A 26,761-nucleotide genomic window follows, 5' to 3' on the forward strand; every position below is an offset into this window, starting at 1 on the left:
GGCAGGCAAAGCCGCAGCGAGCCACACCCACCCGCAATCAGACATCACCGGCCTGACTGCCTCGCTAGCCGGCAAGGCCACTGCGATCCGGGTCGCCGAGGGACGCATCGTCAGTGGGGATATCACCCTGCCGAACACCTCTGGAGCCTGGCAGATCTTGTCAGGCACCAGCATGGCGATCGCCGCGGCGATCGGAGACAGGCTGCGCACCGGCGAAGTTCTCGGTGACGACGTCCGACACCGCGATCAGCTGGGTGAGCAGCTCCCGCCCGCGTTCGGTGCGCAGGTTGAGGGTGATTCCCAGCTTCTCGGTGTTGTGGTTGTTGAAGGTGGCGCCGAACTCGATTCCGCGGCGATCGTCGTGGAACGGCTGGGCCCCGCGGACGATGTCCCAGCCGCCCCTGGTCGCCGGGTCCTCGACCCGGATCACCTGAGCGCCGAACGCGGCGAGAAGCCTGGTGGAGCCGGCCCCGGCGAGCTGGCCGCTCAGGTCGCACACCCGGATGCGTCGTAACGCGTCCGACCGTGCCTCAAGATCAGGTGGGCACCCCGCCCACCGGTCGACCGCTTCTTCCGCGGGTCCTGACGACTGTCCGACCACGCGCTGCCTCCTCGGTGTGTACCTCGGCGGATCTGCGGAGCCAGTTTCTATCAAGCGCTTGACAGAAAAGTCCATAGGTCTGGCTCAATTGCGGATACACATCCGGGTATGTCCGATTCCGGCAGTGCGGTGGCGGGTGCGGCGGACGGTCAGACGACCGTGCCGACGTCCTCCTCGTAGTTCCAGTCGATGGGCATCGGGACGCGGAACGGAGCCATGTCCGTCTGGCCGACGTAGTCGAGGAAAAGCGGGGAGGACTGGTCGTCGGGCGAGGCGAGAAGGTCGTCCGGCAGGGTGGCGAGCTGGAGCGTGCTCGCCACCCGCGGGTAGTAGGCGGCCGCCATCGGGCCACATGGTGGTCCAGGGGTCATCCAACGGAGCTGGACGCCGCCAGGTCGACGGCATCCTGGACGGTGGTGGCGTCCCCGGAGCCGTCGGCGGCGACGAGGATGAGGTCACGCACGCCGATGTTCTTCGGCCCCGCCTGCCGCTCGACCACCCGCGGCACCGCGCGAGCCGGGTGAACGGTCCGCCGGGTGACCGGGAACGCGGCCACCTCGGGGATGTCCGGATCGCTCGCCGCGTTGTAGGCCGCGAGAAGATCAGTCGGCGTCCCGTTGACCAGGTTGTCGTTCTCGGTGATCTGCGTGCCGCCCCAGTAGCCGATCACCTCGGCCGGGCTGATGTCGGCCGGAAGGGAGATCGCGTTGCGCTCGGCGACGAGCTGCGACTGCCGCCCGACGCCCCACGAGTAGATGTACTCGTCCCCGCTGCCGCTGTCCTGGACGAAGTGGTTGTTGTAAACGTCCACCTGGCCGTAGCGGACGCGAGGTGCCCGCTGGCCGATGTTGCGGAACTCGTTGTGGTGAACAGTCACCCGCAGCTTGCCGGCATCCGCGACCCTGGAGTCGCTGGAACCGACGAGCATCGTCTTGTCGTGGTCGTGAACACGGTTGTAGGAGATCGTCACCAGGTCGGAGGAGTTGGTGACGTCGAGCAGGCCGTCGTGCGCCTGGTACTGCTCGCCGAAGTAGGACGGCTGTTCCGAGTCCGGGCTGTCACCGTCGCTGAAGTCGTTGTGGTCGATCCACACGTTGGTGCTTTCCCGCTGGGCGATCAGGTCGTACTCGGAGTTCCAGGCACCAGTCGCACCGTCCGTCGGGTCCCGGGCTGGGTAGCAGTCATAGGCGTCATTCATGGTCAGGCCACGGATGATCACGTTGGACACCCCCTGGAGGCGCAGCAGCGCCCCCGAGATCTCCGCACCCCCCGCACCGACCAGCGTGGTGTTCGAGCCGACCGTGACGGAGACCTGGGCACTCTGCGCCTGCTGGGACGCCTTCCGGGCGTCCTCCATCGGTCCGCTGGGCCTGGTCGTCCGCCCCCAGACCGCCGGATCGTAGGCCGCCAGATAGTTCTCGAGTGAATAACCGTTCCGGTCGTAGGTGGAACACTCGAGCTTGTTGCCCGCGTCGTCGGTGTTGGCGTCGATCCGCCCCGAGACAATGACGATCTTCGGCTGGTTCCCGGAGATCGCGGCGGCTAATTCCGCCCGTGTCCTCACCACGAAGACGTTCTCGTCCGTCGCGGCCGCCCCGCCCGTGGTGCCGGCGCCGGTGGATGCCCATCCGTCCCCGGTGGCAAGGTCTGCCTGGCCACCCGCAGCGCCGTCGCCTCCGCCGAACCGTGGCCGCCGCGACCGCCCTGGCCGCCCTGGCCGTTTGTGCCGGCATGCGCCGGCACGGCGATCGCCCCGGTCGCGATCAGGCCGATCGCCGCCATCACGGCGAACGGCGCCCGCCTTCTCAGCTGTCCGCGCATTCAGGAGCTCCTCCTGTGGAAACCGCTTTCCCGATGTGCTGGACGAACCTCAACACAGATAGGTCGGGCCATGCAAGAGCCGAAATCGGCGACCTGCTCGCGCCGCCGACTTCGGCCTCGACTGCCCCCTCGTCATCGTTGACGACGTGACGGAGGCCGTCGCCCGAGCGGTCGAGTCGGCCCGGATCAGGTGCGCGACCGCGTCCATCTGGAGTAAGCCCCAGGTGAAGGGCCACGCCGATGACCGCGGATCCGGTACTCCACGAGCGGGGGATCGATTCACATGCCGACTCGGCAATATGCTGGCGGCAGCGCCGAAGCGAATCCGTTCTCGGTGATGTGTTGCGCCATCGGGGGGCGGCCGGCATGGAAACGCTGCGCACTGACGACCCGGTCCGCATCGGTCCTTACCAGGTGGTGGGGCGGCTGGGCGCCGGCGGGATGGGCCGGGTCTACCTGGGGCGCACCGCGGCCGGGAGCCTGGCCGCGGTGAAGGTCATTCGGCCCGAGCTCGCGGACAGTCCTGACTTCCGCGCCCGGTTCGCCCGGGAGGTGGCCGCGGCCCGTGCGGTAGGCGGCCGCCACACCGCGGCGGTCATCGACGCCGATCTTGACGCGACGTCCCCGTGGCTCGCCACCGCCTACGTCTCCGGCCTGTCCCTCGCGGTGACGGTCACCCGTCACGGACCGCTCCAGGAGGCGGCGCTGACCACGCTCGCCGCAGGGCTCGCGGAGGCGCTGATCGCGATACACGACGCCGGCATCGTGCACCGTGACCTCAAGCCGTCCAACGTCATGCTGGCGGTCGACGGCCCCAAGGTGATCGACTTCGGCGTCTCCCGGGCCGCCGACGCCAGCGTGCTCACCAGGACCGGAGCGATGATCGGCTCGCCCGGCTTCATGTCACCCGAGCAGATGACCGGGTCCGAGGCGGGCGCGCCCAGCGACGTGTTCTCCCTCGGCGCGCTCGTTGCCTATGCCGCGACCGGCCGCGAGCCGTTCGGTGTCGGCCCGACGCCCGCGCAGGTCTACCGGGTTGTGCACGCCGAGCCGGATCTCGACGGGATACCGGGCGCACTGCGCGGGATCGTCGCTGACTGTCTCGCGAAGGAGCAGGCCGCCCGGCCGACACCACGCGCGTTGCTGGAACGTCTGATCTCGGCCGACCAGGAGACGAAGGTGCTCACCGGTCCGTCCTGGCCGCCAGCCCTGCTCGCCGCCGCGCTGCGCGACGAGGACTCCGCCGTCCAGACAGCGCTTGCGTCCGGTGCCACGGAGAACGCGGAGTCACTGGCCGGCGCCTCACCCGCGCCGGCCCGACCCGGGGTTGCCCCACCTGCCGAACGGGTGCCGGCCGGCTGGTCGCCTCGCCGATGGAGCCGCGGCCGACGAGGGCGCCTCGCAGTGGGGCTCGTCGTGCTCGCGGTGGCGGCCATGGTCACCGCGTCCGTGGTGGTCGCGGGCGGTAAGCCGGATCATCTGACCGCCACCGCGAGTATCGGCGCGCCGCCCTCCACCGCCTCTACCGCCGCCGCATCCTCGTCCTCCGCGGCCTCGTCGGTGACACCTTCCGGTCCCACGGCGGCCAGCCTGTTCCCACTTCCCCCGACAGCCCCGCCGGTAGGTGGGGCGCCGCAGGCGAACACCGAGACCCCGCCCGGGACAGCCCGCGGCACGGCTCACGCAGGGACCAGCCAGCCCCCGAACACGGGCGATGACCCGCCGGCCGCGCCGGCGTCGCCAGCGCAGACCGCCGCCCACGTCTTCTCCTTCACCGGCTCTCTCGCGCGCCGGCCGTGCGCGGACGAGGGCGCTGTCACCTCAGGCCGTACGACGACGGGTGTCCGGGTGACCTTCGTGAACCAGAGCCCGGAACCCATCCGGATCTACTGGCTGGACTTCTACGGCGCGCGGGTGAGCTACGCGCCCGTCGTCGCACCGGGCGAAAGCTACAGCGCCAACTCCTACCAGCGGCATCTGTGGCTGATCGCCCGCGCGACCAGCTGCCTGACCATCGCCGACGCGGGCACGGCGGGGGGCTCCCTCACGGTCAGCTGACGCCATCCACATGGGGCGAGACGGGGGGTGCCGGTGGTTCGCGGGGTGTGGCCGGGTGGGTGATGTGGGTGATCCGGGTGATGTGGCTGAACAAGGTGAGCATGTGTTCCATGGCCTGGTCGACGCCTTCCTGGTCGCCGGTGGCGAGGAGGTCCAGGAGGAGTCCGCGGGTGGCGGCGAGTGAGAGGCGGGCCTGAGCGCGTGCGGCGGCGGGTTCGAGGCCGTCCTGGGTGAGGAAGTCGGTCATCGGGCCGAGCCAGTCGTCGACGACTCCGTCGAGCAGGGGCTGGGCGTAGGCGCGACCCTGCAGCGCCTGGGTGTAGATCTCGAAGAAGAGGCGCTCGAACGGCGCCAGCTCCGGCTGGCGCAGCTGTCGCCACATCCGGCGGCCCAGTTCGGCGGCGGACGTCGCCGGAACACGGCGCATCTCGGCGAACGCGGCGCGCTGCTGTTCCTCCATCGCCCGCACGACCTCGACGAGGAGGCCGTCGCGGGAGCCGAAGTGGTAGATGAGCATGCGGTGGCTGGTGCCGATCGCGGTGGCCAGCTGCCGCAGGCTCACGTCGCCGATTCCGTGTGCGGTGAGGTGGGCGATGACATCCACCAGCAGGCGCTGTCGCGCGCTGTCGGGCGGGCTGTCCGATGGCGGACCTTGCGACGGCATGTACCGGATGGTACATGTACCACGTGGTACAGATCGTGGGTGGCTGCGTGTCGCCGTCCGCGACCGTCTGATCGCGCCTGTAGGAGGTATCCCCGATGTACTACGAGACCTCGGTGACCATCGACGCCACCGCCGACGAGATCTGGGCCGTGCTGCGGGACGTCGAGCGCTGGCCCACCTGGACTCCGACGATGACCGCCGTCGACGCCGCGGGCGGCGAGCTGCGTGAAGGCGCAAAGGTGCGCATCCAGCAGCCCAGGCTGCCGGCGGCGACGTGGACCGTGACCGATCTGCTCCCCGGCGCGGGCTTCACCTGGACCTCCCGCGCCATCGGAATGACGACCGTCGCCGACCACCGCATCACGCCCGGCCCGAACGACGGCAGCGTCACGGTGCGGCTGAGCCTGCGCCAGTCCGGGCCGCTGGCGCCGGTGGTGGCCCTGCTCATGGGGCGGCTGGTGCGCCGCTACGTCGACACCGAGGCCCAGGGTCTGCGCATCCGCTGCGAGGAACGAACCGGCGCAGACCGAAGCGAAGCCTGATGCGCAATCGAGCCGTTCACGCGGGGAAGGACGTCGAGGAGCCATAGAGCCCTGGTTGTTCTGGTCGTGGAACGTCTCGTAGCCGGGCGGCGAGGGCTCGTCCCGCGGGTGTCAGGAAAACCTGCTCCTGGCCCGTGCCGGGGCCGCGTGTGCGGTCGAGCAGGCCACGCTTCCCCAGCTCGTGAAGGGCCTCGAAAAGCTCCAGTTGTCGGGCTCGCCACACCCGATGCGCCCGGTTACGGCCGTCCCCGACCGGTGGTGGGGGCGACAGCGCGGCTCGGAGGTCGGTGGTGTCGACGCTGCCTGAAACGACAACCAGGCGAAGTATCTCGATGTAGGTCTCGTTCAGCGACTCGGACAGCTCGGGTGGCGTGGTTGGTTTGGCCGGCTGCGGCTGCGGCTGCGGCTGCGGGTTCGGCTCCCCGTCGACGTCGCCTGGTGGCCGCGGCGTGGCGCGGGTGCGCAGCGTGGACCTGGGCCTGGTTTCCAGCCAGCTCTCGAAGGTGCTGCGGCGCCATCGTGGCTGGCTGGGCACCGAGGCGTCGTCGGGGGCCGGCAGCTGTCTCAGCCGGCGGTACCTGCGAAGCGTGGCCGGGGTGACCCCGGCCCGCTGAGCCATCTCCTGGTAGCCGACCAGCGGATCCTCCGCCGACCCGGCGGGGAGGGTCTGCGTGGAATGTGTCGAGGCGTCGATCATGGCGGTCAACGTACCGGGTAATCCTGCGGTATTTGCTGTGAAGCAAGTGGCCTTCACGGGTCTCGTCAGGCCTCGCGGTCGGCCGGCCGGATCGTTAGCGTGCACCGCGTGGATCTGAGCGAACAGTGGATCTGAGTGAACAGGAGTGCCGCCGCCGGCTCGCGGCGGCGCGGGTCGCTCGCCTCGCGACCGTCGGAACCGACGGCACACCCCACCTGGTTCCGGTGACCTTCGCGCTGGCCGGCGATCAGGTCGTGACCGCCGTGGACCACAAGCCGAAACGTACGGCGGCGCTGCGGCGACTGGCGAACATCGCGACGAACCCGCGGGTCAGCCTCCTCGTGGATCAGTACACCGACGACTGGCACGGCCTGTGGTGGGTCCGGGCCGATGGCCAGGCCCGCGTCGTCGACGCGCCGGGCGGCGAGAAATCAGCGGCGATCCGGCGCCTGACGGCGAAATACGACCAGTACCGGGCCGCCGTTCCAGCCGGCCCGGTGATCCTCGTTCAGGTCGAACGGTGGCGGGGATGGGCGTACGCCGACCGAGGGGTGAGCCGTGACGCGGATCCGGCCGCGCCGACGGATGCCGTTCCAGACCGCTCCGCCCAGGTCCAGATAGGGGTCATCGGCCCCGGAGCCGGCGAGGCGACGCCGGCCCAGTACGAGCTTGCGCGCCAGGTGGGAAATCTGTTGGCGCTCACCGGCGCGCGGGTGGTCTGCGGCGGTCACGGCGGTGTCATGGAGGGCGTCGCGCGCGGTGTCCAGGAGGCCGGTGGTCTCTGCATCGGCATTCTGCCAGGCCACGACCGTGCCGCCGCCAACCGGTATCTCGGTGCCGCGATCTGCAGCGGCGTCGGCGAGAAGCGGAACGAGATGGTCGTGGAGTCGTCCGATGCCATCGTGGTGATCGGCAGCAACGCGGGCACGGTCATCGAGATCCTGCTCGCGAAGAAGAACGGCGTGCCGGCCTTCGGCCTCGACTGCGCCCCGGTAGCGACCGGCGGAAGGCGACTTGACACGGTCGTCATCGTCGACGAGCCGGCGGAGGCCGTCACTCGAGCGGTCGAGACAGCCCGAGCCAGAGCTCACGCGCACCTTCACCCGGAGTGACCCCGACGGTGCATCGCGCGCGTCCTTCGGACATGTCGGCTCCGCCGATGCGGTGAAGTCGCGATCCCGGCGGTCGACTGAAAGTATGCAGGCGGTCGCGTCACGTCAGCGCTGTGAGGGGTGGGCCTGTGGCGGTCAATACGGCGGCGGGCCGTGCGGCACCTGGAGTGGTGCCCGGCCACGCGGACGTCATCTTCTTCGGCGGGCCGATCGTCGCCGTCGCGGACACTCCGGTGAATGCTGGTTCACCGGAGGCGGTGGTGAAGGGCGGCCGGATCGCGTTCGTCGGCGACCGCTCCCGGGCGCTGGCGGACTGGCGGGGCGCGGATACCCAGCTGCGCGATCTTCGCGGCCGGGCGTTGCTTCCGGGGTTCATCGACGCACACGGTCACCTGGCCGGCACCGGTTTCCAGTCGTCCGTCGCCAACCTGCTCGCCGAACCCGACGGGAATGTCACCACCATCGCCTCGCTGCGGGACACGCTGGCGGAGTTCGCGGTGAGCGAGGTGGGTAAACGCTCCGAAGGATCATCGGTTTCGGCTACGACGACTCGATGCTCGCCGAGACGAGGCATCCGACCCGTGACGAGCTGGACCTGGTGTCCACCGACCGGCCGGTCCTCGCCATTCATCAGTCGTTCCATCTGGGCGCGGTCAACAGCCGTGGGCTTGAGCTTCTCGTGTACGACACCGGCACGGCGAACCCGGCCGGCGGGGTGATCCGGCGCCGGGACGCGGCGCCGCAGTACGGGACACCCGACGGTGTTCTGGAGGAGAACGCGTTCAACCCGGCCGCGGCCCGGGCGATCGCGGGCATGCATGCCGACGACCAGGCCCAGTTCCTACCCAGGGGGCTACGGAGGGCCGCGAGCTTCGGTTTCACCACCGTGCAGGAGGGTGCCGCCACGCTGGACCAGCTGGCCGCCCTGCGCAAGGCCGCGACGGAGTTCCCCACCGGGCTTCCCATCGATCTGGTCGTGTACGTCAAGGCGGACGAAGCCGTGCAGGATCCGGATCAGCTCCAGGCAGCCCAGGAATCTCCAGGCAGCCCAGGAATACAGCGCCGGCCTGCGTGCGGCGGGAATCAAGATGTTCCTGGACGGTTCGCCGCAGGGCCGCACGGCCTGGCTGACCCGGCCCTACCACACCCCACCGCCCGGCACCGGCGCCGACTACGCCGGTTACCCCGTCATCAGCGACGACGTGGCCGAGCGCCAGGTGCGGGCCGGATTCGAGCGCGGCTGGCAGGTCCTCGCGCACGTCAACGGGGACGCGGCCATCGACCAGTTCATCACCGCCATACGGACTGCCACCACAGCTCTGGGGGCCGCCGACCGCAGGACGGTCGCGATCCATTCCCAGACCGCCCGGGCGGACCAGCTCGACGCGTTCGTGGAGCTCGGGATCATCCCGTCCTTCTTCTCCATGCACACCTACTACTGGGGCGACTGGTATCGCACCACCGTGCTCGGCGAGGAGCGCGCGGAGAACATCTCGCCGGCGAGGTGGGCGCTGGACCGTCAGCTGCCCTACACCAGCCACCATGACGCACCGGTCGCGCTGCCGAACTCGATCGCGATCCTGGCCAGTCAGGTCACCCGGGTCACCCGCTCGAACCACACCCTCGGCGCCCACCAGCGTGTCTCCGCCCTCGACGCGGTGAAGGCGATCACCATCAACGCCGCCCACCAGTACTTCGAACGGGACACCAAGGGCATGAGGTTCTTGCGCCGCTCGCCGCGAGGAACGGCATGGACATCGCTCGTTCAGGTGAGTTCGGGGCCAGTTTCAGGAGTGCGACGCGCGTGCTGTCGGTGGGGCGGGACAGAAGTAGCGTCGGTATCGATGTCGAAGTAGGCCGCACGACATCCGGAGAGGATCGGTATTTTATGCTGGAAGTGGATGTCGGAAATGCCCTGAAGCTGGTCAGGAAATCCTCGCCGGTTGACTTTGGTGTGCTGTCGGTGGCCTCTGTCGAGGATGCGAGGGAGTCGCTCTCGATCGTCGCGGTATCCCTGGAGAGCGACTTCGCCGACGTCCTCGTCGAGGACGAGGCGCTCGTATCGCTGCGGGACGCGCTGTCCGAGGTGTACGAGGCGCGGAATCGTGAGGAGGCTCGTCGCGCCAGAGATGCCCGCCGCCAGCCACGGTCATAAGGCGCGATCTGCGGACCTCGCCGTCGGCTGACCTCGGCCGCTGGCCGATCTCGCTCTGAGTGCCGGATCCCGGTCTGATGGGCGGGACTGGGCCGGCGCGCCGGTGTTCTGTCGGGCCGTGACGATGCCGCCGTGAATCGGCATCTCAGCGCAACAGTTTGTAGCCATCGGTCGGATGTGATCGGCATTGTGCCGAAGCCCGCCAGGATCGGACGCGTCGCGTGACGGTCCTTGGGGGGGGCGGAGTGGCGTACGAGGGTAGTTTTCCTCGCTGCGAGGCCGGGACCGGGGCCGCCTCATGATCGAGGACAAGGCCCAGATCGCGGCGGCGTTACCGGGATACGAGATCGGCGGCCGGCTGGGGCGGGGTGCGTTCGGGCTGGTGCTGGCCGGGAGGCATCGCGAGCTGGGCCGCGATGTGGCGATCAAGATTCTGCCCGCGGACCAGGGCGGCGTCGCCGGGCGTAGCTGGAGCGAGGCCCGGGTGCTGGCCTCCTTGGATCATCCACACATCATCCGGGTCTATGACGCTCTCACGGTTGGCGATCTCCATCTGCTGGTGATGGAGCTGCTGGCCGGTGGCCCGCTGACCACCCGCGAATACGACATGACGCTCGAGGCGGGCTGCGCGGTGGGGCTGGCGGTGGCGGCCGCCCTGTCCTACGCCCATGGGCGCGGGGTGCTGCATCGAGACATCAAGCCGTCGAACGTTCTCTTCGACGCGGCCGGCCTGCACAAGGTGGCCGACTTCGGCATCGCCAAGATCACACAGGGGACGGTGACCACCGCGAGCGCGGTGAGCGGCACACCTCGCTACATGGCTCCGGAGCAGATCCTCGGTGGCCAGCTCAGCGTGGCGACGGATCTCTACGCGCTCGGCACCATGCTCTACGAGCTGCTGGGGGATGACCCGCCCTTCGACCCGGCGCTGCCCGCCGCGGGGTTCATCCACCACCACCTCAACGTCATGCCCGCCCCGCCGACGGGTGTGCCGGACCCGGTCGCCGAGGTGGTTATGCGCTGCCTGGCGAAGGATCCCGCCGACAGGCATCCGTCCGCGCGCGCCTTCGCCCTGGACCTGGCCGCGGCGGCCGCCGCGGTGTGCGGCACGGGCTGGTCCGACCGTGCCGGCGTCGGACTGAGCCTCGACGACGGTGTCCGAGCCGCGGCCGAAGCGCCCGCCACCCGCTTGTTGGCGCCGCGCACTCCGGCCGTTGTCGAGCCACGGCCGGACGGCACCTGCGACCTCCCCACCCAGCGAGCGGCCCACCCGTCAACCTCGGACGAGGCAGACGAGGCATCAAGCCCGGACGAGCCATCAGACCCGGACGGGGCATCGGACCCCGACGACGCATCAGACGCGGACGGGGCAACAGGTGGAGCACGCACCTGGTGGACTGGTCGATCCCTGCCCTGGCGGCGGTACCGCCTGCCCGCCGCCGTCGCGGCGGCCCTGCTCGCCATCGCCGGTGTCGTCCTCGCCCTGACCCTTCCCTCGGGCGAGGATCCCGCCGCGCTCTCGGCCGGAGGTCCCCCCGCATCCGGTGCGTCGGCCGGCACAGCCACCTCGACGACGCCCACGGCCTCCAGGCGATCGACGGCATCCCAGGGGCCGACGGCGAACCCCGGGCCCATCGCTCCCCTCAACCCCCGCCCGGTGAGTTCCGCGCTCACCGGGCATACCAACGTCGTTTCCTCGGTGGCGTTCTCGCCGGACGGGCGGACGATTGCCAGCGGCAGCGGCGACTTCACGGTGCGGCTCTGGGGATTGAAATGACCGGGCCACCTCGGGTCAGGCCGGCGGGCCGTCGACCGCTTCGCCGGTGTGGCCGGATGCCGCTGAGCTGAGCCGGCTGCCGCTTGACGGCGGGCGAGGCCCGGTTCGACCGGCAGCCCGTGGTACTCGACCGGTAGTCCGTGCTCGTCCGAGCCCTTGCCACAGTGCGGATCCGGTCGGTTAAAGTAGGCGTTCGGCCGGCGACGGCATCGCATCTGTCGCGGCCGGGTCGTACCACCGCCGAAGGTCGGGACAATCTTCGGCGCACGCTGGTTCAGGGGGGATCCATGCGTACCGTTTCATCCGTGCTGTCACGCCGTCTCCGTGGCTTTCGGTCAGTCAACCAGCTGGGTCGTTTGTGTCCGTCGAGCTGCGGAGGCCGACGTTGAGCAATCCCGGATGCAGGGCCCTGTCGGCCAGCCGGCTGCCCCCACCAGCGACACCCGTTGGGACTCGGGCCGTCTGCGTAGGCGGGCCTGCCGGGATTCGGTGGATTCTCGGAAAGAAATAAGCCTCGAACGTCGGTGTGCCGGGCTGCCCAGAAACGGGTGGTTGTCGGCTCCCGGTGGCGTGAGGCCACAACGGCGCGGCCTGGAGACAGGCCCGCCTCCTTCATTCATCCACGAGCACACCATTCTTCTGCGTCGTCGTGGGGATGCCTGTTCGACGCTGCCGAAAATCGTGTTCGGCAGCTACTTCCACGGGGGATTCACATGGGCGCCGCGTCCGGGTTAGCCCGGCCGATCGGCGGTTCCGGTCGACGCGGCCGGTGACGTAGACCATCCATGACAGGAGACGAGACTCGTCATGTCCACCGGTTCCGAGACCCCGGCGGCGCCCGCCGGGCCGTTGCACCCACCTCCACCCCCACCGCCGCCTGGCTGGTACCCCGACCCGGGCGACGCGGGTCGGCAGCGATGGTGGACCGGGACAGCCTGGGGCCCGACTACTTCCATGGGCACGCCGGTGGCCGCAGTCGCTCCGCCGCCGGCACCGCCCGCTCCGCCGGCAGGTTGGGCTCCTCCTTTGCCTCTGGCCGGGGCGCCGTCCGTGCCTGCGGGGTCACCTCCCTCGTGGTCGCCGTCGGCGCCGGCTCCCAAGCCCAAAGACGTACTCCGGGAAGCCGCGAAGGAGCCGACCGCCTGGGCGGTTGCGGCCGCCCCGCTGGCCGGCCTTTTCGCCGGTCTGATCATCGGGGCGGCGCTGCCGGAACTCGGGGTGTCGTCGGCGGTCGCTCTGGGAGTCGTTATCGGCTGGGCCTGCGGGCTGTTCCTCGCCGTTGTCGACCACCGGGTGCTGCGGAATCTCGGGGAGGACCCGGCTCACTGGGCGCTCGCGTTCCTCTCTCCGTGGGTCTATCTGCTCGGCCGGGCAGTCTGCCGCCGCCCTGCCCCGTGGACGACATGGGCCGCGTTCGGCCTGTGCGCGATGCTCACCGTCCTGTCGTTCGTCGTCAGCAAGCCCCTGACCGGCAGCGTTCTCACCTCGAACGCCGTCTTCAACCGGGATCGGGTCCAGCAGGACATCGCCGCGGAGATCAGACGCCAGACCGGTGTCACGGCCACCGTCTCCTGCCCCGCGGACCCGCCCATGTCGGCGGGCTCCACGTTCCGCTGTGTCGCCGAAGGCGGCGGCGAGCGAACCTTCGTGGTGGTCACGGTGGAGGACAACAGCGGCAGCTATACCTGGATGACGCTCTGATCCCTGCGTGGGATGCCAGAGCCTGAATCTCCTGCTCAGGACTGATCCGGCAGTCGGACGACTGCGCCGTGGTGAACCGCGCAAAAGGAGGAAATGTGATCATCGGTCCCTTTGGGTGGCTCGCGTGAACGTTCCGTCGCGCGGTCGCCGAATCATCCTGTGGATTACTCGTCACCCGCGGTGGAGCGGTGCCATCGGCGTCGTCTTCGTCATCGCGATGATCGCCGGAAATGCCGATGGCCGGGGAACCGCGGGCCAGTCCCAGGCTGCCACCCTGACCGGGCGGACCACGGTGCCCGAGGGCCCGGAAGGCCTCCTGATGCCGAACCTGGTGGGAATGAACCTCCGGGACGCCCGGTCCGCCGCGCCGTCCAACCACTCGGAACGGGACCTCTCGCCGCGGGGCCGAGACGTCTGGGACCAGGACAACTGGACCGTCGCGGCGACGGTTCCAGCGGCCGGCGCGAAGATTCTGGAGAATGACGAGGTTTTCCTCTTCTATCTCCGTAACCAGGAGTGGAGATGGTTCCAGGTCAACCCTGTGATGCCGCCGCTTCCCGCCGGGGAGAGCTACCAGTTGTCCGAATCATCCCCAGACATCAGGGAGCTCATCGAGTACCGCTACGCCGAGGGAACAGCGCCGGAGTATGCATCCGACGTACGCCGGACCGCTGCTACCAGCAGCATTCCCGGTGATCCCTCGATCGAGCGCGAATCCGAGTGGGGGCCGCGTGATCGGCTGAAGCACGCGACGGGTGGAACCATTGCGGGCAGCCTGCCCGGAGCTGGACAACCGCTCCGGCCGGGTCAGCTGATCACAGTTCTGGTTAAGCCCACGCCACTCCCAGCCTCCACGACGACAGGCACCTACGGCGGCGGATCGGTGGATCTGAACGACGACGAGCACAACAACCTCTATGTCCCGGGTGATCGGAATGGGAGCAGTGGCGGAGGTGGCGGCAGGGGAGGCGGCTTCTGCAGAAGCAAGTGGTGCTGACTTGCCGGCGACCGGCGAACGTCCTGTCTGGTTCGGCGGAACCGGTGAACTCACCCGTCCGTACTCAGCCGGTCTGCCTGGTCGAGTGCAAGTTCCTACGGGAAGGTGCCGAACTCGCGGACGTCTGCCAGGGCATCCATCGACTGAACCGGGCCCGGGCGAGGGCCTCGCCGCGTACGCCGATCCCGCCGCCGATGTCGGCATGGCCTTGGACCCGGCGGTCTGGGTTGATCCGTCTGTCGACGACAGTGGCCGTATGCGGCTTAGTCCGTCATATGAGTCAGGTAGGTGGCGAAGGGTTCCAGGCCGGCTGCGGCGCGGCGGGCGTCGAGATGTTCCGGGTCTGCGATGGGGCGCGGGCTGAGGGCGTCCGTGCCGTGGGGTCCGCGCCAGAACCGGGTCCCGTAGATCTGTGGCTCGTCGCGGGCGCAGAGCACCCGATCGGTCAGGTAGGCGAGGTGCGCGGTGGATGCGTCTCCGGCTGCGGCTGCGGCTCGCAGCAGCTCCAGGCACTCCGCCTGGAATTCGGGGTCATGGTCGGCGTGCTGGGCGATCAGCCAGGCGTCGCTCGCTCCGACCGGCCCGACCAGGGCCTCTCCCAGCCAGCCGTGCTCGGCGATGACTGCCCTCAGTCACGCGGTGTTGTCCGCGTCGATCTCGCTCATCCGATCAGCGAGCGCCTCACGCTCGGCTGCTTCGGTGCCGGCGGCCTCGGCTGCGCCGTTGCGGCCGGCGGGGTCGCCGTGCCGGGTCGAAGTGAGGGCCAGCCAGGCGTGCCGCACTCGCTGGTCGGCCTCCGTCCGCCGTGCCAGTTCCTCCCGAAGATCCTCTCGCATTGGCTCATTGTGGGCGAGGCGGGAGACGGCGGCGGCCCCATCGACTCCGAACAACCGGGCTGGCTGCCGCCGGCCGAGCCGCAATCGCCGCGGCCCGACGCGGGTCGGATCGATGGCGCCCAGTCGCGAAGCTGCTGCTGAGCCCGCAAGCGCACGCCCCGGCTGGTCCGTTTTGTCTGTGTGCCGACGGAGCGGGCAATCTGACCGCCGGGATCCCTACGGTGAACGTTATGGGGATCAGGCACACGTTTCTGGCAGGCGCGGTCGCCGCCGCGTTGGGGAGCGGTCTACTGACGGGCTGCGCCGCGCTGGACTCGACATCCGACTCGGACGGCACCGCGGTTTCCGCAGGCCAGCAGGCACTGCCCGCCGGAAGCTGCGGAGGCGCCGTCGAAACAGTGCGGGACGTCGAGGCGATCATCGCCGAGCCCGCGGGCTGCCCCGGCGCGGTGAACACCTACTGGGCCGGCGAGTTGGGCGAGAAGTGGACCCCACCGCACTACATCTCATACCGCGACGGGGAGATCCCACCGATTGCCTGCGCGGAAGGCGAATCCGACCCGGCCGCGTTCGCCGACAACGCCCTCTACTGCCCACTCGACGACACGATCGCCTACAGCGTCGACTTCATGACCGAACTGCACGACCTCGGTGGCCCGTCCTACCCGATGTATGTGCTCATGCACGAACTGGCTCACCGTGCCTCGGCCCTCTCCGGCCGCACCGGAGTGGTTTCCCGCGCGGAGGAGAACCAGGCCGACTGCCTCGCCGGCGGCCAGGCCCGCACGGCCGCCGACGCCGACCGGCTCGACCTCGGCGATGCCGTCTCCGGCGTCGTGCTGTTCTTCGGCCTCGGCGACAACCGTGACCGCGGCTGGTTCGACCGTGAGACCGCCACTTCGGATGGTGCCCATGGCACGTCCCGTCAGCGCGCCCAGGCGTTCACCTTCGGCTACCTACGCGACAACGACACCTGCTTCCGCCTCGGTGAATCACCCACCGGCAGCGTGCTCTTCTGACCGTTGACGGCCTGATGGGTTGAGCATGGCGAGTGCCTGGCTGGTTCAGCCCGCGGCGGCCTCGGTGGCCATGCGCATCTGTTCGGCGTCAACGATCTGGCGTGCCAGGTCCTGCTCCGATACATCGACTGCCCCGGTCACTTGGGTGATGGGGCTGGCGGCGTGATGTCGGGCCTGCCCCGGAGACAGACGCCCCCTCGATCGGCGCCGCCTGAGCCCGGGGGATAGTCTGACCCGCTCTTATTTGAATGAGCGTACGGGGGAAACAGAGATTGACAACGACATGCGGTCTGTTGGAGTGCGGGCGCGGAGGCCTTCTCGCAGGGAAACGAGGCACGCCCGATGGGGGTGTCCTCCGCATGAGCACGCCGGACCGTCGCGGCCGGCCCGCTCGCCGCGGAAGTGAGGCCGAGCTGTGACGACGCTTCTCGCGTTCCTGGGATTCTTCGCCCTGATCGGCTTCGTGGTGGGCCTGATCGCGTTCGCCCGGCGGGGACTCGCCTGGGCGCGGATCCGTGACCGCCGGACGGCCGCGGGCGTGACTGCCGTCGCCCTGCTCGTCTTCCTGGTGAGTGCTGCCCTGATGCCCAACGAGGAGGTGGACGAAAGCGACGGATCTGTCGTCGCGGCCTCCGCGGTACTGGGGCGGCCCAGCCCGCCCTCCACGACGTCCCCGAGCGCCGGTGGCACCCTCACGGCGACAGCCACGCCGGTCAGCCCGACGGCAGCCGTCGCGTCGGCGACGTTCGTGCCGCGGGCGCCCGCGAGCACGGCGGCAGGGAGGCCCTCCGCCAGGTCGGTGTCGCCGGCGTCGCCGCCGACCACATCGACCTCGGCGGCTGTGGTCCAGCCTGCACCGGCTGCCGCGCCGCAACATCCAGCGGCGGTCGTCCAGCAGCCGACGGCCGCCGCCGCGCCGCCACAGGCCGCGCCGCCTCCGGCCGCGGCCCCCGCGCCGGACCCGCGTGCCGGGTGCGAGCCGTCCTACCCGGGCACCTGCCTACGCAGCGGCATCGGCGACTACGACTGCGCGGGCGGCAAAGGCGACGGCCCGAACTACGTCCGGGGCCCGCTGCGCGTCACACCGCCAGACCCGTTCGACCTTGACCGCGACGGCGACGGTTACGGCTGCACCAGCTGAGCCCCAGCCGCCGCCCGGCTGCCGCCCAGGCCGACCCCGGATGTCACGATCATGCGGTCTGCGTCGTCAGGTCAGCATGGATGAGATTGTGATCAACGGATCCACGGGTGTCATCGGGCGGCGGCTCGTCCGTGAGCTGCTGACCGCCGGTTACCAGGTCCGGGGGGTGACTCGTTCCGCGCGTGGTCCACATTCCCGGCGTCGAGCGCATGGCCGATCCGACCGCCTGGGAGGAGAACGATCGGCTGCGTGTCGTGGCGTCGGAGGCGACCGCCCGCGCCGCCCAGGGCGCGGGGGCGCGCAGGCTGGTGCAGGAGTCGATCTCGTTCGTGTACGCCGACGGCGGCGACGGGTGGCTCGACGAGGACGCGCCGGTTGCCGGTGGTGGCCCGACGACGTCCGCGCTGACGGCTGAGCGCAACGCACGTGAGTTCTTCGGCGGCGACACCGTCGTGCTCCGCTTCGGGCTGTTCCTGGGAGCGGACAGCGACTCGGCGCGGGCCGCGTTGGAGGCGGCGCGCGGCGGCGTCTCGATGGCGGCCGGGCCGCCCGGCGCCTACCGGCCGACGATCGGGCTGGATGACGCGGCCGCCGCCGTCGCCGCGGCCCTGCGTGCCCCGGCCGGGACGTACAACGTCGTCGACACCGACCCGCCGACAAACGCCGAGATCGACGCCGCATGGCTGCCGCTGTCGGTGTCGAGGGGCTCCGGCCCCGGCCGCAGCCGGACGGGCCGATGGCACGTTCGCAGCGTGTGACGAGCCGCCGGCTGCGTGCGGCGACCGGCTGGGCGCCGCAGCTGCGCGCGGGAACGCAGATCTGGTCCCAGATCTGGGACCAGGCCGGGGACAGGGCCCGGGGTGAGGCCCGGGATCGGATCGCCGGGTGACGAGTCGGTCAGCTACGCCCTGCTGACCGTGCTGGAGCAGCTCTCGCCCGCGGAGCGCACGGCGTTCGTGCTGCACGACGTCCCGTTCGGCGAGGTCGCGGAGGTGGTCGGGCGCACACCGGAGGCGGTGCGGCAGCTCGCCTCGCGTGCGCGCCGGCATGTCCGGCGCGAGCAGCCGCGTTTCGCCGCGTCGCCCGCCGAGCACGACCGTGCCGGGCGGGCGTTCGCGCACGCGGTCGCCGGGGGCGACCTCGAGGGCCTCGTCGCCGTGCTCGACCCGCAGGTCGTGTGGACCGCGGACGGTGGTGGGCGGGCGACGGCGTTGCGTAAGCCGCTGCACGGCCGGGAGCGGGTCGCGCGCGTGTGGGCGGCGCTCGGCCGGAGTCCCAGCACGTGCCCGTCGAGATCACGATGAACGGCCAGCTCGGGCTGATGCTCCCCAGCGACGACGGTCATCGCGCGGTGTTGTCGTTCGTGGTCGGTGACGGTCGCATCGCCCGCATCGACGCGGTTCGCAACCCGGACAAGCTGCGGCGGGTCTGAGACCGCTCTCTGGGCCCACCAGGCGGTCGGATATTCCTGGTCAGGCTGGGAACGCATCGATTGCACGGTTCGCTTATCCGGGATGGGTAGAGGATCGACGGATAGGATCACGTACGTCGCATCCCGGTCACTGCGGATGTGGGAAGAGGACTGACCGCAGCGGCGTCGCCGGGTTGCGAGTCGGCCACCGGGCTTATGTCCTCGAAGGAGATTTTGTTCATCATGTCCGATGGCCTGGAGAACCCGGGTGGTTCAGCGGGGCCGTGGCTTCCTCCACAGCCTCCGCCGTCCGCGTCTCCGGGCTCGTCGCCGTCGCCGTATGTTCCGCCAGGCTCGGCGATGTCAGGGCCTGCGATGTCAGGGCCTGCGGCGCCGGGGTTCACCGGGCCCGGGCAGGTCTGGGCGCCCCCGCCCCCGGCGTCTCAGTGGACACACCGCGGACCGGCCGCGCCGCGATCGGGGGGAGCCTCCGGCGAGTCCCGAGCCGAGGCCGCCGCCTGGGTGGCGGCCTCGGCGCCGCTCGTCGGGCTGGTCGCCGCCGTGGTGGTCGGCGTGATGTTCCCGGGTCTGGGCATCGTCACCGCGGTCTCGCTGGGACTTCTCGTCGGCTGGGGCTGTGGCGCTCTGGTCGCGGTCATCGACCGCCGGCTCCTGCGGGCGCTCGGGGAGGATCCGGCGCACTGGGCCTGGTCGTTGATCGCGCCCTGGGCGTATCTGTTGGCCCGCGCGCTCCGTCGGCGGCCCGCATCCTGGACGACCTGGACCGCCCTCGGCCTGTGCGTCGGGCTGACGTTCCTGAGCGCTGTCCTCGCCCCGCCGCTGACGAGGAGCGTGCGGTCGTCGACTGCCGTGTTCAACCGGGACCAGGTCCAGCAGGACGTCGCGGCGGAGGTGGAAAGGCAGACCGGGATCCCGGTGATCGTGTCCTGCCCGGAGGACCCGCCTCTGTCAGCCGGGTCCAGCTTCCACTGCGCGGTCAGAGGCGACGATCTGGTCGCCGTCGCGGTGGTCACCATGGCGGACGACAGCGGCGGCTACACCTGGATTCTCATGTGATCGCCTAACGCACTTCGCCCAGGTCAGCGACGGTTTTCCGGCGGGATTGACCTTCGTCCAGGCGGCTCGGGGTCATTCATGGAGGCTGTCCGCGGGTGATGTCCGGGCGCGTAACAATGCGCGAACTTGCTTGCGGACGGCGTCGGCCTGTGCCTATCCTCTGGATGCCTTCCTACATGGAGCCCGTGCTGCGCGGTGGGCTTACATTCATGCGATGTGACTGTTCTCGGAACGATTGGACTGTGGACTGGGATGTCCATCCAACTGGTCGGGTCAGGTAACGCGAGGCGGGGGACTGAAAGCAGGTACGGCGCCGCGCGGCGGGGATCCACCACTCGCGGTGGTGCCGCTGGTTTAGACTGCGTCACAGATTGAGCCCGCCGGGAGACCGGACCGGCCGGATCCCGGCCGACGATGTCGTGCTGCCTGGCTGCTTTCCGCGTCGTCAGCGTGCGTGCCGAGTCGCACGGAACTCTGCCACCCTTGCTGCCCTTGCTGCCACCGGTCCGGTCATTTGAACCCCGACAGGGCGATCGTGTTCTGTTCGGTCGACGGATCCCGGTATCTGGTCTGATTCGGTCGCCGTTTCTCTCCGCCTGAATTCCTGCACCTGGTCGGTGATATCCGCCGCCCGGGGCCTGTCCTCGCGCGTCGGACCTTCATCCCGGGAGAATCGTTGGCCGGACAGCACCGTTCCACCTGGTGGGAGACGCTTCTCGCTCTTCCGGAGGTCGAACAGCACCGGGTCCTGCTGGACCTGCTGCGCCGAAACCTGGTCCGCGCTGTCGGTGACGAGGGCGAACGGGTCCCGTTCGACCCTCGTGTTCCCTTCACTCGGCTGGGGCTCGGTGGTGGAAGCACCGCCGGCTTCCGGGACGCGCTGAGCACGGAGCTCGGGCTGCCACTTCCCGCCACGCTGCTGTTCGACCATCCGTCGCCGGAACGTCTCGCGAGCTATCTGCGGGACCGGGTGCTGCGGACATCAGTGTCCGCCGGCGTCGCCGGCGGGTCGTCGCCCGGCGGCGAGGCCCGGCCGGATCCGGTGCACGACCCCATCGTGATCGTCTCCATGGCGTGCCGGTTCCCAGGTGGTGTTCGGGGCCCCGAGGACCTGTGGGAGCTGCTCGTCGAGGGACGTGACGCCGTCGTCGACCTGCCGACCGACCGCGGCTGGGATCTCGCCGCCGGCTACGACCCCGACCCGAGCAGGTCCGGCACCTTCTACACCAGCCAGGGTGGCTTCCTCGACGACGTCGCCGGCTTCGACGCGGCCTTCTTCGGAATCGCGCCCCGGGAGGCGCTCGCCATGGACCCGCAGCAGCGACTGCTGCTGGAGGTCTCGTGGGAGGCGCTCGAGCGGGCCGGCATCGACCCGTTCTCGCTGCGCGGCAGCTCGACAGGAGTGTTCACCGGTATCGCCGTCGCCGACTACAGCCCGCCGTGGCGGACCGCCCCGGCCGCCGTCGAGGGCCACCTGATGAGCGGAACCCTGCCCAGCGTCGCCTCCGGCCGCGTCGCCTACACCCTCGGCCTGGAGGGGCCGGCGGTGACAGTCGACACGGCGTGCTCGTCCTCGCTGACGGCACTGCACCTGGCGGCGCAGGCGTTGCGTGCCGGTGAGTGCACGCTGGCCATGGTCGGTGGTGCCACGGTGATGTCCACCACCGACGTGCTGGTGGAGTTCAGCCGCCAGCAGGGCCTGGCACCGGACGGTCGCTGCAAGTCCTTCGCCCAGGCGGCGGACGGCACCGGCTGGGCCGAAGGCGCGGCGGTGGTCGTGCTCGAACGGCAGTCGGACGCCCGCCGCAACGGCCATGCGGTGCTGGCAGTCGTCCGAGGCAGTGCGGTGAACTCCGACGGCGCGTCCAACGGGCTGACGGCGCCCAGCGGGCCGGCTCAGCAACGGGTGATCCGGGCGGCGCTGGCCGGGGCCGCCCTCACCCCGTCCGACGTGGACGCGGTGGAGGCGCACGGCACCGGGACCAGGCTCGGTGACCCGATCGAGGCACAGGCGATCATCGCCACGTACGGGCAGGACCGCGCGGCCGACCGGCCGCTGTGGCTGGGCTCCCTCAAATCGAACATCGGGCATACCGTCGCGGCCGCGGGCCTCGGCGGCGTGATCAAGATGGTGCTGGCGCTGCGGCATGGCCTGCTTCCGCGCACGTTGCACGTGGATGCGCCGGCATCCCGCGTCGACTGGTCAGCCGGGCAGGTGCGTCTGCTCACCGAGCCGGTGCCGTGGCCACGGGCCGCCCGCGTGCGCCGGGCCGGTGTCTCGGCGTTCGGGGTCAGCGGCACGAACGCCCACGTCATCGTGGAGGAGGCGCCCCACGTCGCCGATGTTTCCGCCACCGATGTCTCCGTCGCCGATGACTCCCTGGCCGGCGTCTCTGTGGCCGGCGTCTCGGCGGCCGGCGACGGCGGGCCGGGCCGGCACCTGCCGTGGCTGCTCTCGGCCCGGTCGGAGCCGGCGCTGCGCGAGCAGGCGGCCCGCCTGCTGGCACGGGTGACCTCCGAGCCCCGACCCGCCCTGGTGGACGTCGCCTGGTCCCTGGTGACCGGCCGCGCCGTACTGGAGCACCGCGCCGCCGTCGTCGCCGCGGACCTCGCCGGCATGCTGCGTGGGCTTGGCGCGCTGGCTGCGGGGGAACCGTCCGCGTCGCTGATCCGGGGTGTGACCCGTCCGGCGCGCCACACCGATCGCCTCGCGTTCCTGTTCACCGGCCAGGGCGCCCAGCGGCTGGGCATGGGCCGCGAGCTGTACGGTCGCCACCGGGTGTTCGCCGAGTCCTTCGACGCGATCTGCTCGGCCTTCGGCCAGCACCTGACCCGCCCGCTGCGCGACGTCGTGTTCGGCACCGACCCCGTGCCGACAGACGCCCCGACGGACGCGGCGCTGGACCGCACCGAGTACACGCAGCCGGCTCTGTTCGCCCTGGAAGTGGCCCTCGTCGACCTGTTGGGCTCCTGGGGCGTGCACCCGGACCTCCTGCTGGGCCATTCGATCGGCGAGCTCGCCGCCGCCCATGTCGCCGGGGTGTTCTCCCTGGACGACGCCTGCGCGCTGGTGGCGGCGCGCGGACGGCTGATGCAGGCCATGCCCGCCGGGGGCGCGATGGTGTCGCTGCGCGCGTCCGAGGCGCAGGCGCTCGACCTTCTCGCCGCGTGGGGTGGTCCGACCGGCCCCGGCGCGGGCCAGGTGGATGTCGCCGCCGTCAACGGGCCGGAGTCGGTGGTCCTCTCCGGTGATGCCCGGGCCGTCCTGGAGATCGCGCAGCGGTGGCGCGCGGACGGCGGCAAGGCGAGCCGGCTGCACGTGTCGCACGCGTTCCACTCGGCGCATATGGACGGCATGCTGGCCGAGTTCGGTGCGCTCGTCCGTGGCCTGAGCATGCGTCCGCCGGAGATTCCCCTCGTCTCCAACCTCACCGGTCAGATCGCCGACCCGGACGAGCTCAGGTCCGCCGACTACTGGGTCCGCCAGGTCCGGTCCGCGGTGCGTTTCCGGGACGGCATCGACCGGCTGCACGAGCGGGGCGTGCGGACCTTCCTCGAGATCGGCCCGGACGCGGTGCTGACCGGCATGGGCCAGGAGTGCCTGGCGGGCGAGACCGACGCGGTGTTCGTCCCGACGCTGCGTCGGGACGCCGACGAGCACACAGCCCTGGACCGCGCGCTGGCCCTCCTGGCGGTGAGCGGCGTGGACGTCGACTGGCCGGCGATCTCCGCCGGCACCGGCGCACGCCGGGTGGATCTGCCCACCTACCCGTTCCAACATCGGCGGTTCTGGCTCGGTGACATCCTCTCCGCCCCGGCGCTCCCCGGCGGCCTCGCCGGCACGGGGGCCGGCACCGGCAGCGGCGTCGGCGCGGCGGGCACGCAGGAACGGGCGGGTGAGGCCGGTGAGCGGACCTTCTGGGACGCGGTGGCGCGAGGCGACCTCACCGAGGTGCTGGACGTCCCCCCGGACACTCCGTTGCACACGGTGCTGCCCGCGCTCGCGGCCTGGCGGGCGGACCGCCTCGGCCAGGAGGCCGTCGACCGGTGGAGCTACCGGGCGGTGTGGCGGCCGGTGGCGATGCCGCCCGTCGAAGGCGCACCAGGCCGGTGGCTGCTGGTGGTCCCCGCGGACGGCGTCGGCGGCACGCCCACGAACGGCACGCCCACGAACGGAGCGGTTGTCGACGGCGCGGTCGTGGACGGCGCGGTCGTGGACGGCGCGGTCGTGGACGGGTGCGTGCGGGCCATCGAGGGGGGCGGTGGTCAGGTGATCGCGGTGCTCCCGGTAGGGACGGACTCCCACGAGGCTGAGCGCGACTCGGTGGCAGCACTGCTGGCCGATGTGGACACCGGCGGCGGCCCGCTGACCGGGGTGCTTTCCCTGCTTGCCCTGGACGAACGCGACCGGTCCGACCATCCGGCCGTCTCCCGGGGCCTCGCGGCCACCCTGACGCTGCTCCAGGCACTCGGCGACGCCGGAATCGACGCGCCGCTGTGGTGCGCGACGCACGCGGCGATGCCAGCCGGCCTGGTCGGTGCCCATCCCGCCGGCAACGAGCCCGCCGGCAACGAGCCCGCTGCCGCCGAGGACGCGTCCGGTGCGGACGGGCCGTCCGCCACAGGTGACGCCGTTCCCACGGGCGGAAGCGCTTCCGGCACCGAACCCGCCGCGGCCGCTGCCGGGCTCAGCGCGGTCCAGGCACAGGTGTGGGGCCTGGGGCGGGTCGCCGCGCTGGAGCTGCCGCGCTCGTGGGGCGGCCTGGTGGATCTGCCGGCGGTTGTCGACGGCCCGGCGGCCCGGCGGCTGGCGGCGGTCCTCGTCGGCGCGACCGGCGAGGACCAGGTGGCGATCCGCGACTCGGGAGTCTTCGCGCGGCGGCTCATCCGTGCCCGCCCGGACCCGGCCGGCGTCGGCTGGCGGCCCCGCGGCACCGTACTGATCACCGGCGGGACCGGTGCGTTGGGTGCCGCGGTGGCGCGTTGGTGCGCGGACCGGGGTGCCGCCCGACTCGTGCTCACCAGCCGACGGGGTATGGAGGCGCCGGGCGCGTCCGGGCTGGTGGCCGACCTCGCCGGCCGGGGCGTCGAGGTGACCGTGGTCGCCTGCGACGCCGCGGACCGGGACGCACTGGCGGCCGTGCTCGCGGCCATCCCGGCGACCAGCCCGCTCACGGCGGTCGTCCACGCGGCCGGCGTTGCCGGGCGGTTCACGGGGCTGCGGGACATCGACATCGCCGAGTTCGCCGACGTGGTCACCGGCAAGGTCGCGGGGGCGCGGCACCTCGACGAGCTGCTGGGAACCCGGGAGCTCGACGCGTTCGTCCTGTTCTCCTCCATCGCCGGTACCTGGGGCAGCGGCGGCCAGTGCGCCTACAGCGCGGCCAACGCCTGCCTCGACGCGGTCGCCGCGCACCGTGCGGCGCGCGGGCTGGCCGCGTCGGCTCTCGCCTGGGGGCCGTGGGCGGAGGGCGGCATGGCTGTCGACCCCGAGGTCGCCGGCCACCTGCGGGAACGAGGCCTCCGCCCGCTGCGCCCGGAGCTGGCTGTCGCCGTGCTGGAGCGGGCCGGCGGCGCCGCGGGCGTGCGGACCGTGGCCGATGTCGACTGGGACCGCTTCACACCGATCTTCACCGCGGCACGCCCCAGCCGGCTGCTGGCCGATCTGCCCGAGGCCGATGCCGCACTGAGCCCGCGGGCAGCGAGCCCGCAGGGCGCGCTCACACCCCCGACCGCCGGTGCGGCGGACACCGGTGGGGGAGCGGAACCGCTGCGCCGTCCGGCCGGGATGTCCGATCCCGACTGGCGCCGGCTGCTGCTCGCCATGGTGCGGGCGGAGACCGCGGCGGTGCTCGGCTACGACGAGGCCGACCAGGTCCCCGCCGACCGGGCGCTGAGCGAGCTCGGCTCGACCTCGCTCACCGCGGTGCAGCTGCGTGCCCGGCTGGCGGATCGGACCGGGCTCGCGCTGCCCACCACGGTGGTCTTCGACCATCCCACCCCGGCCGCGCTCGCCGGATTCCTGGCCGGTGAGCTCACGGGCGTGCGTCCGGCGACGGAGCCGGCCGCCCCTGGCGGCGCCGCCGATCACGCCACGGGCGGCGGCGGGGATCACGGCGGGGGCGCCGCCGCGGATCGTCCGCCGGTCGGTCCCGCGGTTTCCGCGGTGGCCTTGGCCGGGCCGCCGACAGCCCTCCGCACCGGGCCCGCTGACGACCCGATTGCGATCGTGGGTATGGGGTGTCGTTTTCCGGGTGGTGTCTCGTCGCCGGCGCAGCTGTGGGATGTGGTGGTGCGGGGTGGGGACATGGTGTCGGGTTTTCCGGTGGATCGTGGCTGGGATCTGGGTGCTCTTTTCAGTGGGGATCCGGGGGTGCCGGGTCGGAGTGATGTTCGGGTGGGTGGTTTTCTGGCGGATGTGGCGGGTTTCGACGCGGATTTTTTCGGGATTTCTCCGCGTGAGGCGTTGGCGATGGACCCGCAGCAGCGTTTGTTGTTGGAGGTGTCGTGGGAGGCGTTGGAGCATGCGGGGATTGATCCGACGTCGTTGCGCGGCACCGACACGGGTGTTTTTATCGGCGCCAACATTCATGACTACATGACGCTGCTCTCGCGCGAGCCCGAGCGGACCGAGGGCTATCTGGCCACCGGAACCGCGAGCAGCGTGCTGTCCGGTCGGGTCGCGTACACGCTGGGGTTGGAGGGCCCGGCGTTGACGGTGGATACGGCGTGTTCGTCGTCGTTGGTGGCGTTGCATGTGGCGGTGCGGTCGTTGCGGGTGGGGGAGTGTTCGTTGGCGTTGGTGGGTGGGGTGACGGTGATGTCGACGCCGGTGGGTTTTGTGGAGTTCTCTCGGCAGGGTGGGTTGGCGGTGGATGGTCGGGTGAAGGCGTTTGGTGAGGGTGCGGATGGGACGGGGTGGGGTGAGGGGGTGGGGGTTGTGGTGGTGGAGCGGTTGTCGGTGGCGCGGGAGCGGGGTCATCGGGTGTTGGCGGTGGTGGGTGGTTCGGCGGTGAATTCCGATGGTGGTTCGAATGGTTTGACGGCGCCGTCGGGGGTGGCGCAGGAGCGGGTGTTGCGGGCGGCGTTGGTGGATGCGGGTGTTTCTGCGGATGGGGTGGATGTGGTGGAGGGGCATGGGACGGGGACGCG

Annotated in this window: 24 protein-coding genes and 4 pseudogenes; 20 read left to right on the forward strand and 8 right to left on the reverse strand. The window is 71.0% G+C overall.

Translation table 11 applies throughout. From position 1 onward, the window contains the following. Positions 1-160: 160 nt before the first annotated feature. The 4 genes from FREUN1FDRAFT_RS27505 to FREUN1FDRAFT_RS27520 all read right to left on the reverse strand — a co-directional run bounded on the left by FREUN1FDRAFT_RS27505 (position 161) and on the right by FREUN1FDRAFT_RS27520 (position 2,422). Positions 161-601 carry a CoA transferase gene (locus FREUN1FDRAFT_RS27505; protein WP_006543556.1) on the reverse strand — a complete coding sequence of 147 codons (441 nt, stop codon included), beginning with the start codon at positions 599-601 and terminating at the stop codon, positions 161-163. 149 nt (positions 602-750) lie between these two features. Continuing rightward, positions 751-945 carry a hypothetical protein gene (locus FREUN1FDRAFT_RS27510; protein ID WP_006543557.1) on the reverse strand — a complete coding sequence of 65 codons (195 nt, stop codon included), beginning with the start codon at positions 943-945 and terminating at the stop codon, positions 751-753. A gap of 23 nt (positions 946-968) precedes the next feature. After that, the gene (locus tag FREUN1FDRAFT_RS27515) at positions 969-2,168 is read right to left on the reverse strand and encodes a polysaccharide lyase family 1 protein (RefSeq protein ID WP_006543558.1); all 1,200 of its coding nucleotides are present in this window, start codon (positions 2,166-2,168) and stop codon (positions 969-971) included. Continuing rightward, complete coding sequence (locus FREUN1FDRAFT_RS27520) at positions 2,162-2,422, reverse strand: hypothetical protein (protein WP_006543559.1); 261 nt, start codon at positions 2,420-2,422, stop codon at positions 2,162-2,164. The genes FREUN1FDRAFT_RS27515 and FREUN1FDRAFT_RS27520 overlap by 7 nt, the downstream gene beginning before the upstream one ends. Positions 2,423-2,788: 366 nt before the next feature. On the opposite strand from FREUN1FDRAFT_RS27520, the gene FREUN1FDRAFT_RS40165 reads away from it, so the two are divergent. Beyond that, positions 2,789-4,480, forward strand: coding sequence for a protein kinase (locus FREUN1FDRAFT_RS40165; RefSeq protein WP_006543560.1), 1,692 nt, complete (start codon positions 2,789-2,791; stop codon positions 4,478-4,480). Here FREUN1FDRAFT_RS40165 and FREUN1FDRAFT_RS27530 read toward each other — a convergent pair. Continuing rightward, complete coding sequence (locus FREUN1FDRAFT_RS27530) at positions 4,473-5,144, reverse strand: TetR/AcrR family transcriptional regulator (RefSeq protein ID WP_006543561.1); 672 nt, start codon at positions 5,142-5,144, stop codon at positions 4,473-4,475. The genes FREUN1FDRAFT_RS40165 and FREUN1FDRAFT_RS27530 overlap by 8 nt on opposite strands. Before the next feature lie 95 nt (positions 5,145-5,239). Here FREUN1FDRAFT_RS27530 and FREUN1FDRAFT_RS27535 point away from each other — a divergent pair, with 95 nt between their 5' ends. Then, the gene (locus FREUN1FDRAFT_RS27535) at positions 5,240-5,686 is read left to right on the forward strand and encodes an SRPBCC family protein (protein ID WP_006543562.1); all 447 of its coding nucleotides are present in this window, start codon (positions 5,240-5,242) and stop codon (positions 5,684-5,686) included. A 16-nt stretch (positions 5,687-5,702) separates the two neighbouring features. On the opposite strand, the gene FREUN1FDRAFT_RS45330 is transcribed toward FREUN1FDRAFT_RS27535, so the two are convergent. Continuing rightward, positions 5,703-6,392, reverse strand: a complete 690-nt coding sequence (locus tag FREUN1FDRAFT_RS45330; protein WP_198144506.1) for a hypothetical protein — start codon at positions 6,390-6,392, stop codon at positions 5,703-5,705. Between the two features lie 116 nt (positions 6,393-6,508). Here FREUN1FDRAFT_RS45330 and FREUN1FDRAFT_RS48245 point away from each other — a divergent pair, with 116 nt between their 5' ends. From FREUN1FDRAFT_RS48245 to FREUN1FDRAFT_RS27570, 9 genes and pseudogenes are all read left to right on the forward strand, one after another. Further along, the gene (locus FREUN1FDRAFT_RS48245; protein WP_006543564.1) at positions 6,509-7,495 is read left to right on the forward strand and encodes a TIGR03668 family PPOX class F420-dependent oxidoreductase; all 987 of its coding nucleotides are present in this window, start codon (positions 6,509-6,511) and stop codon (positions 7,493-7,495) included. Positions 7,496-7,755: 260 nt separating this feature from the next. Further along, positions 7,756-7,980: pseudogene (locus tag FREUN1FDRAFT_RS48250) on the forward strand (amidohydrolase family protein); the annotation flags it as partial. 68 nt (positions 7,981-8,048) lie between these two features. Continuing rightward, positions 8,049-8,411, forward strand: a pseudogene (locus FREUN1FDRAFT_RS48255) (amidohydrolase family protein); the annotation flags it as partial. Beyond that, the gene (locus FREUN1FDRAFT_RS46840; RefSeq protein WP_255348241.1) at positions 8,314-9,351 is read left to right on the forward strand and encodes an amidohydrolase family protein; all 1,038 of its coding nucleotides are present in this window, start codon (positions 8,314-8,316) and stop codon (positions 9,349-9,351) included. The pseudogene FREUN1FDRAFT_RS48255 and the gene FREUN1FDRAFT_RS46840, both read left to right, overlap by 98 nt. Positions 9,352-9,383: 32 nt before the next feature. Further along, complete coding sequence (locus FREUN1FDRAFT_RS27555; RefSeq protein ID WP_006543568.1) at positions 9,384-9,650, forward strand: hypothetical protein; 267 nt, start codon at positions 9,384-9,386, stop codon at positions 9,648-9,650. Between the two features lie 298 nt (positions 9,651-9,948). Beyond that, complete coding sequence (locus tag FREUN1FDRAFT_RS40185) at positions 9,949-11,427, forward strand: protein kinase (RefSeq protein ID WP_006543569.1); 1,479 nt, start codon at positions 9,949-9,951, stop codon at positions 11,425-11,427. An 807-nt stretch (positions 11,428-12,234) separates the two neighbouring features. Continuing rightward, positions 12,235-12,408 (forward strand): annotated as a pseudogene (locus tag FREUN1FDRAFT_RS48260) (DUF2510 domain-containing protein); the annotation flags it as partial. A gap of 69 nt (positions 12,409-12,477) precedes the next feature. Continuing rightward, positions 12,478-13,128, forward strand: a complete 651-nt coding sequence (locus FREUN1FDRAFT_RS27565) for a DUF4333 domain-containing protein (RefSeq protein ID WP_035953867.1) — start codon at positions 12,478-12,480, stop codon at positions 13,126-13,128. Between the two features lie 319 nt (positions 13,129-13,447). Further along, the gene (locus tag FREUN1FDRAFT_RS27570; protein WP_232295441.1) at positions 13,448-14,125 is read left to right on the forward strand and encodes a PASTA domain-containing protein; all 678 of its coding nucleotides are present in this window, start codon (positions 13,448-13,450) and stop codon (positions 14,123-14,125) included. A 263-nt stretch (positions 14,126-14,388) separates the two neighbouring features. Here FREUN1FDRAFT_RS27570 and FREUN1FDRAFT_RS48265 read toward each other — a convergent pair whose 3' ends face one another. Together FREUN1FDRAFT_RS48265 and FREUN1FDRAFT_RS46845 are read right to left on the reverse strand one after the other, a co-directional pair. Then, positions 14,389-14,757, reverse strand: a complete 369-nt coding sequence (locus tag FREUN1FDRAFT_RS48265) for a DUF6624 domain-containing protein (protein WP_369809829.1) — start codon at positions 14,755-14,757, stop codon at positions 14,389-14,391. Then, on the reverse strand, positions 14,758-14,961 hold the full coding sequence (locus tag FREUN1FDRAFT_RS46845; protein WP_232295442.1) for a hypothetical protein: 204 nt from the start codon (positions 14,959-14,961) through the stop codon (positions 14,758-14,760). Positions 14,962-15,191: 230 nt separating this feature from the next. Here FREUN1FDRAFT_RS46845 and FREUN1FDRAFT_RS27580 point away from each other — a divergent pair, with 230 nt between their 5' ends. The 9 genes and pseudogenes from FREUN1FDRAFT_RS27580 to FREUN1FDRAFT_RS45355 all read left to right on the forward strand — a co-directional run. After that, positions 15,192-15,980: a neutral zinc metallopeptidase gene (locus tag FREUN1FDRAFT_RS27580; protein ID WP_006543573.1), complete on the forward strand. Its 789-nt coding sequence runs from the start codon at positions 15,192-15,194 to the stop codon at positions 15,978-15,980. 415 nt (positions 15,981-16,395) lie between these two features. Next, positions 16,396-17,121 carry a hypothetical protein gene (locus FREUN1FDRAFT_RS27585; protein ID WP_006543574.1) on the forward strand — a complete coding sequence of 242 codons (726 nt, stop codon included), beginning with the start codon at positions 16,396-16,398 and terminating at the stop codon, positions 17,119-17,121. A 76-nt stretch (positions 17,122-17,197) separates the two neighbouring features. Continuing rightward, a pseudogene (locus FREUN1FDRAFT_RS48270) lies at positions 17,198-17,272 on the forward strand (hypothetical protein); the annotation flags it as partial. 58 nt (positions 17,273-17,330) lie between these two features. Then, entirely contained in the window at positions 17,331-17,879 is a 549-nt protein-coding gene (locus FREUN1FDRAFT_RS45350; RefSeq protein WP_232295443.1) for a hypothetical protein, read from the forward strand. Next, positions 17,858-18,010, forward strand: a complete 153-nt coding sequence (locus FREUN1FDRAFT_RS46850) for a hypothetical protein (protein WP_006543576.1) — start codon at positions 17,858-17,860, stop codon at positions 18,008-18,010. The genes FREUN1FDRAFT_RS45350 and FREUN1FDRAFT_RS46850 overlap by 22 nt, the downstream gene beginning before the upstream one ends. Then, positions 17,982-18,425 carry a sigma factor-like helix-turn-helix DNA-binding protein gene (locus FREUN1FDRAFT_RS27595; RefSeq protein ID WP_006543577.1) on the forward strand — a complete coding sequence of 148 codons (444 nt, stop codon included), beginning with the start codon at positions 17,982-17,984 and terminating at the stop codon, positions 18,423-18,425. Before FREUN1FDRAFT_RS46850 ends, FREUN1FDRAFT_RS27595 begins: the two co-directional genes overlap by 29 nt. Beyond that, a complete protein-coding gene (locus FREUN1FDRAFT_RS44325; protein WP_006543578.1) occupies positions 18,404-18,553 on the forward strand; it encodes a hypothetical protein in 150 nt (49 codons plus the stop codon). The genes FREUN1FDRAFT_RS27595 and FREUN1FDRAFT_RS44325 overlap by 22 nt, the downstream gene beginning before the upstream one ends. Positions 18,554-18,907: 354 nt before the next feature. After that, positions 18,908-19,609 carry a DUF4333 domain-containing protein gene (locus tag FREUN1FDRAFT_RS27600; protein ID WP_006543579.1) on the forward strand — a complete coding sequence of 234 codons (702 nt, stop codon included), beginning with the start codon at positions 18,908-18,910 and terminating at the stop codon, positions 19,607-19,609. 676 nt (positions 19,610-20,285) lie between these two features. Further along, a partial coding sequence (locus tag FREUN1FDRAFT_RS45355) for a type I polyketide synthase (protein WP_006543580.1) occupies positions 20,286-26,761 on the forward strand: 6,476 nt, incomplete at its 3' end.

Origin of the sequence: Parafrankia sp. EUN1f (assembly GCF_000177675.1) — a bacterium.
In the GTDB taxonomy this organism is placed as follows: Bacteria; Actinomycetota; Actinomycetes; order Frankiales; family Frankiaceae; genus Parafrankia.

Bases quoted from the DNA above. Each gene is read 5' to 3' on its own strand.
- FREUN1FDRAFT_RS27600 (WP_006543579.1), top strand. From the start codon at position 18,908: ATGTCAGGGCCTGCGGCGCCGGGGTTCACCGGGCCCGGGCAGGTCTGG.
- FREUN1FDRAFT_RS46850 (WP_006543576.1), top strand. From the start codon at position 17,858: ATGGCACGTTCGCAGCGTGTGACGAGCCGCCGGCTGCGTGCGGCGACC.
- FREUN1FDRAFT_RS46840 (WP_255348241.1), top strand. From the start codon at position 8,314: ATGCCGACGACCAGGCCCAGTTCCTACCCAGGGGGCTACGGAGGGCCG.
- FREUN1FDRAFT_RS46845 (WP_232295442.1), bottom strand. From the start codon at position 14,961: ATGCGAGAGGATCTTCGGGAGGAACTGGCACGGCGGACGGAGGCCGAC.
- FREUN1FDRAFT_RS27555 (WP_006543568.1), top strand. From the start codon at position 9,384: ATGCTGGAAGTGGATGTCGGAAATGCCCTGAAGCTGGTCAGGAAATCC.
- FREUN1FDRAFT_RS27530 (WP_006543561.1), bottom strand. From the start codon at position 5,144: ATGCCGTCGCAAGGTCCGCCATCGGACAGCCCGCCCGACAGCGCGCGA.
- FREUN1FDRAFT_RS45350 (WP_232295443.1), top strand. From the start codon at position 17,331: ATGGCCGATCCGACCGCCTGGGAGGAGAACGATCGGCTGCGTGTCGTG.
- FREUN1FDRAFT_RS27580 (WP_006543573.1), top strand. From the start codon at position 15,192: ATGGGGATCAGGCACACGTTTCTGGCAGGCGCGGTCGCCGCCGCGTTG.
- FREUN1FDRAFT_RS40185 (WP_006543569.1), top strand. From the start codon at position 9,949: ATGATCGAGGACAAGGCCCAGATCGCGGCGGCGTTACCGGGATACGAG.
- FREUN1FDRAFT_RS27570 (WP_232295441.1), top strand. From the start codon at position 13,448: ATGCCGAACCTGGTGGGAATGAACCTCCGGGACGCCCGGTCCGCCGCG.
- FREUN1FDRAFT_RS27520 (WP_006543559.1), bottom strand. From the start codon at position 2,422: ATGCGCGGACAGCTGAGAAGGCGGGCGCCGTTCGCCGTGATGGCGGCG.
- FREUN1FDRAFT_RS27510 (WP_006543557.1), bottom strand. From the start codon at position 945: ATGGCGGCCGCCTACTACCCGCGGGTGGCGAGCACGCTCCAGCTCGCC.
- FREUN1FDRAFT_RS40165 (WP_006543560.1), top strand. From the start codon at position 2,789: ATGGAAACGCTGCGCACTGACGACCCGGTCCGCATCGGTCCTTACCAG.
- FREUN1FDRAFT_RS27535 (WP_006543562.1), top strand. From the start codon at position 5,240: ATGTACTACGAGACCTCGGTGACCATCGACGCCACCGCCGACGAGATC.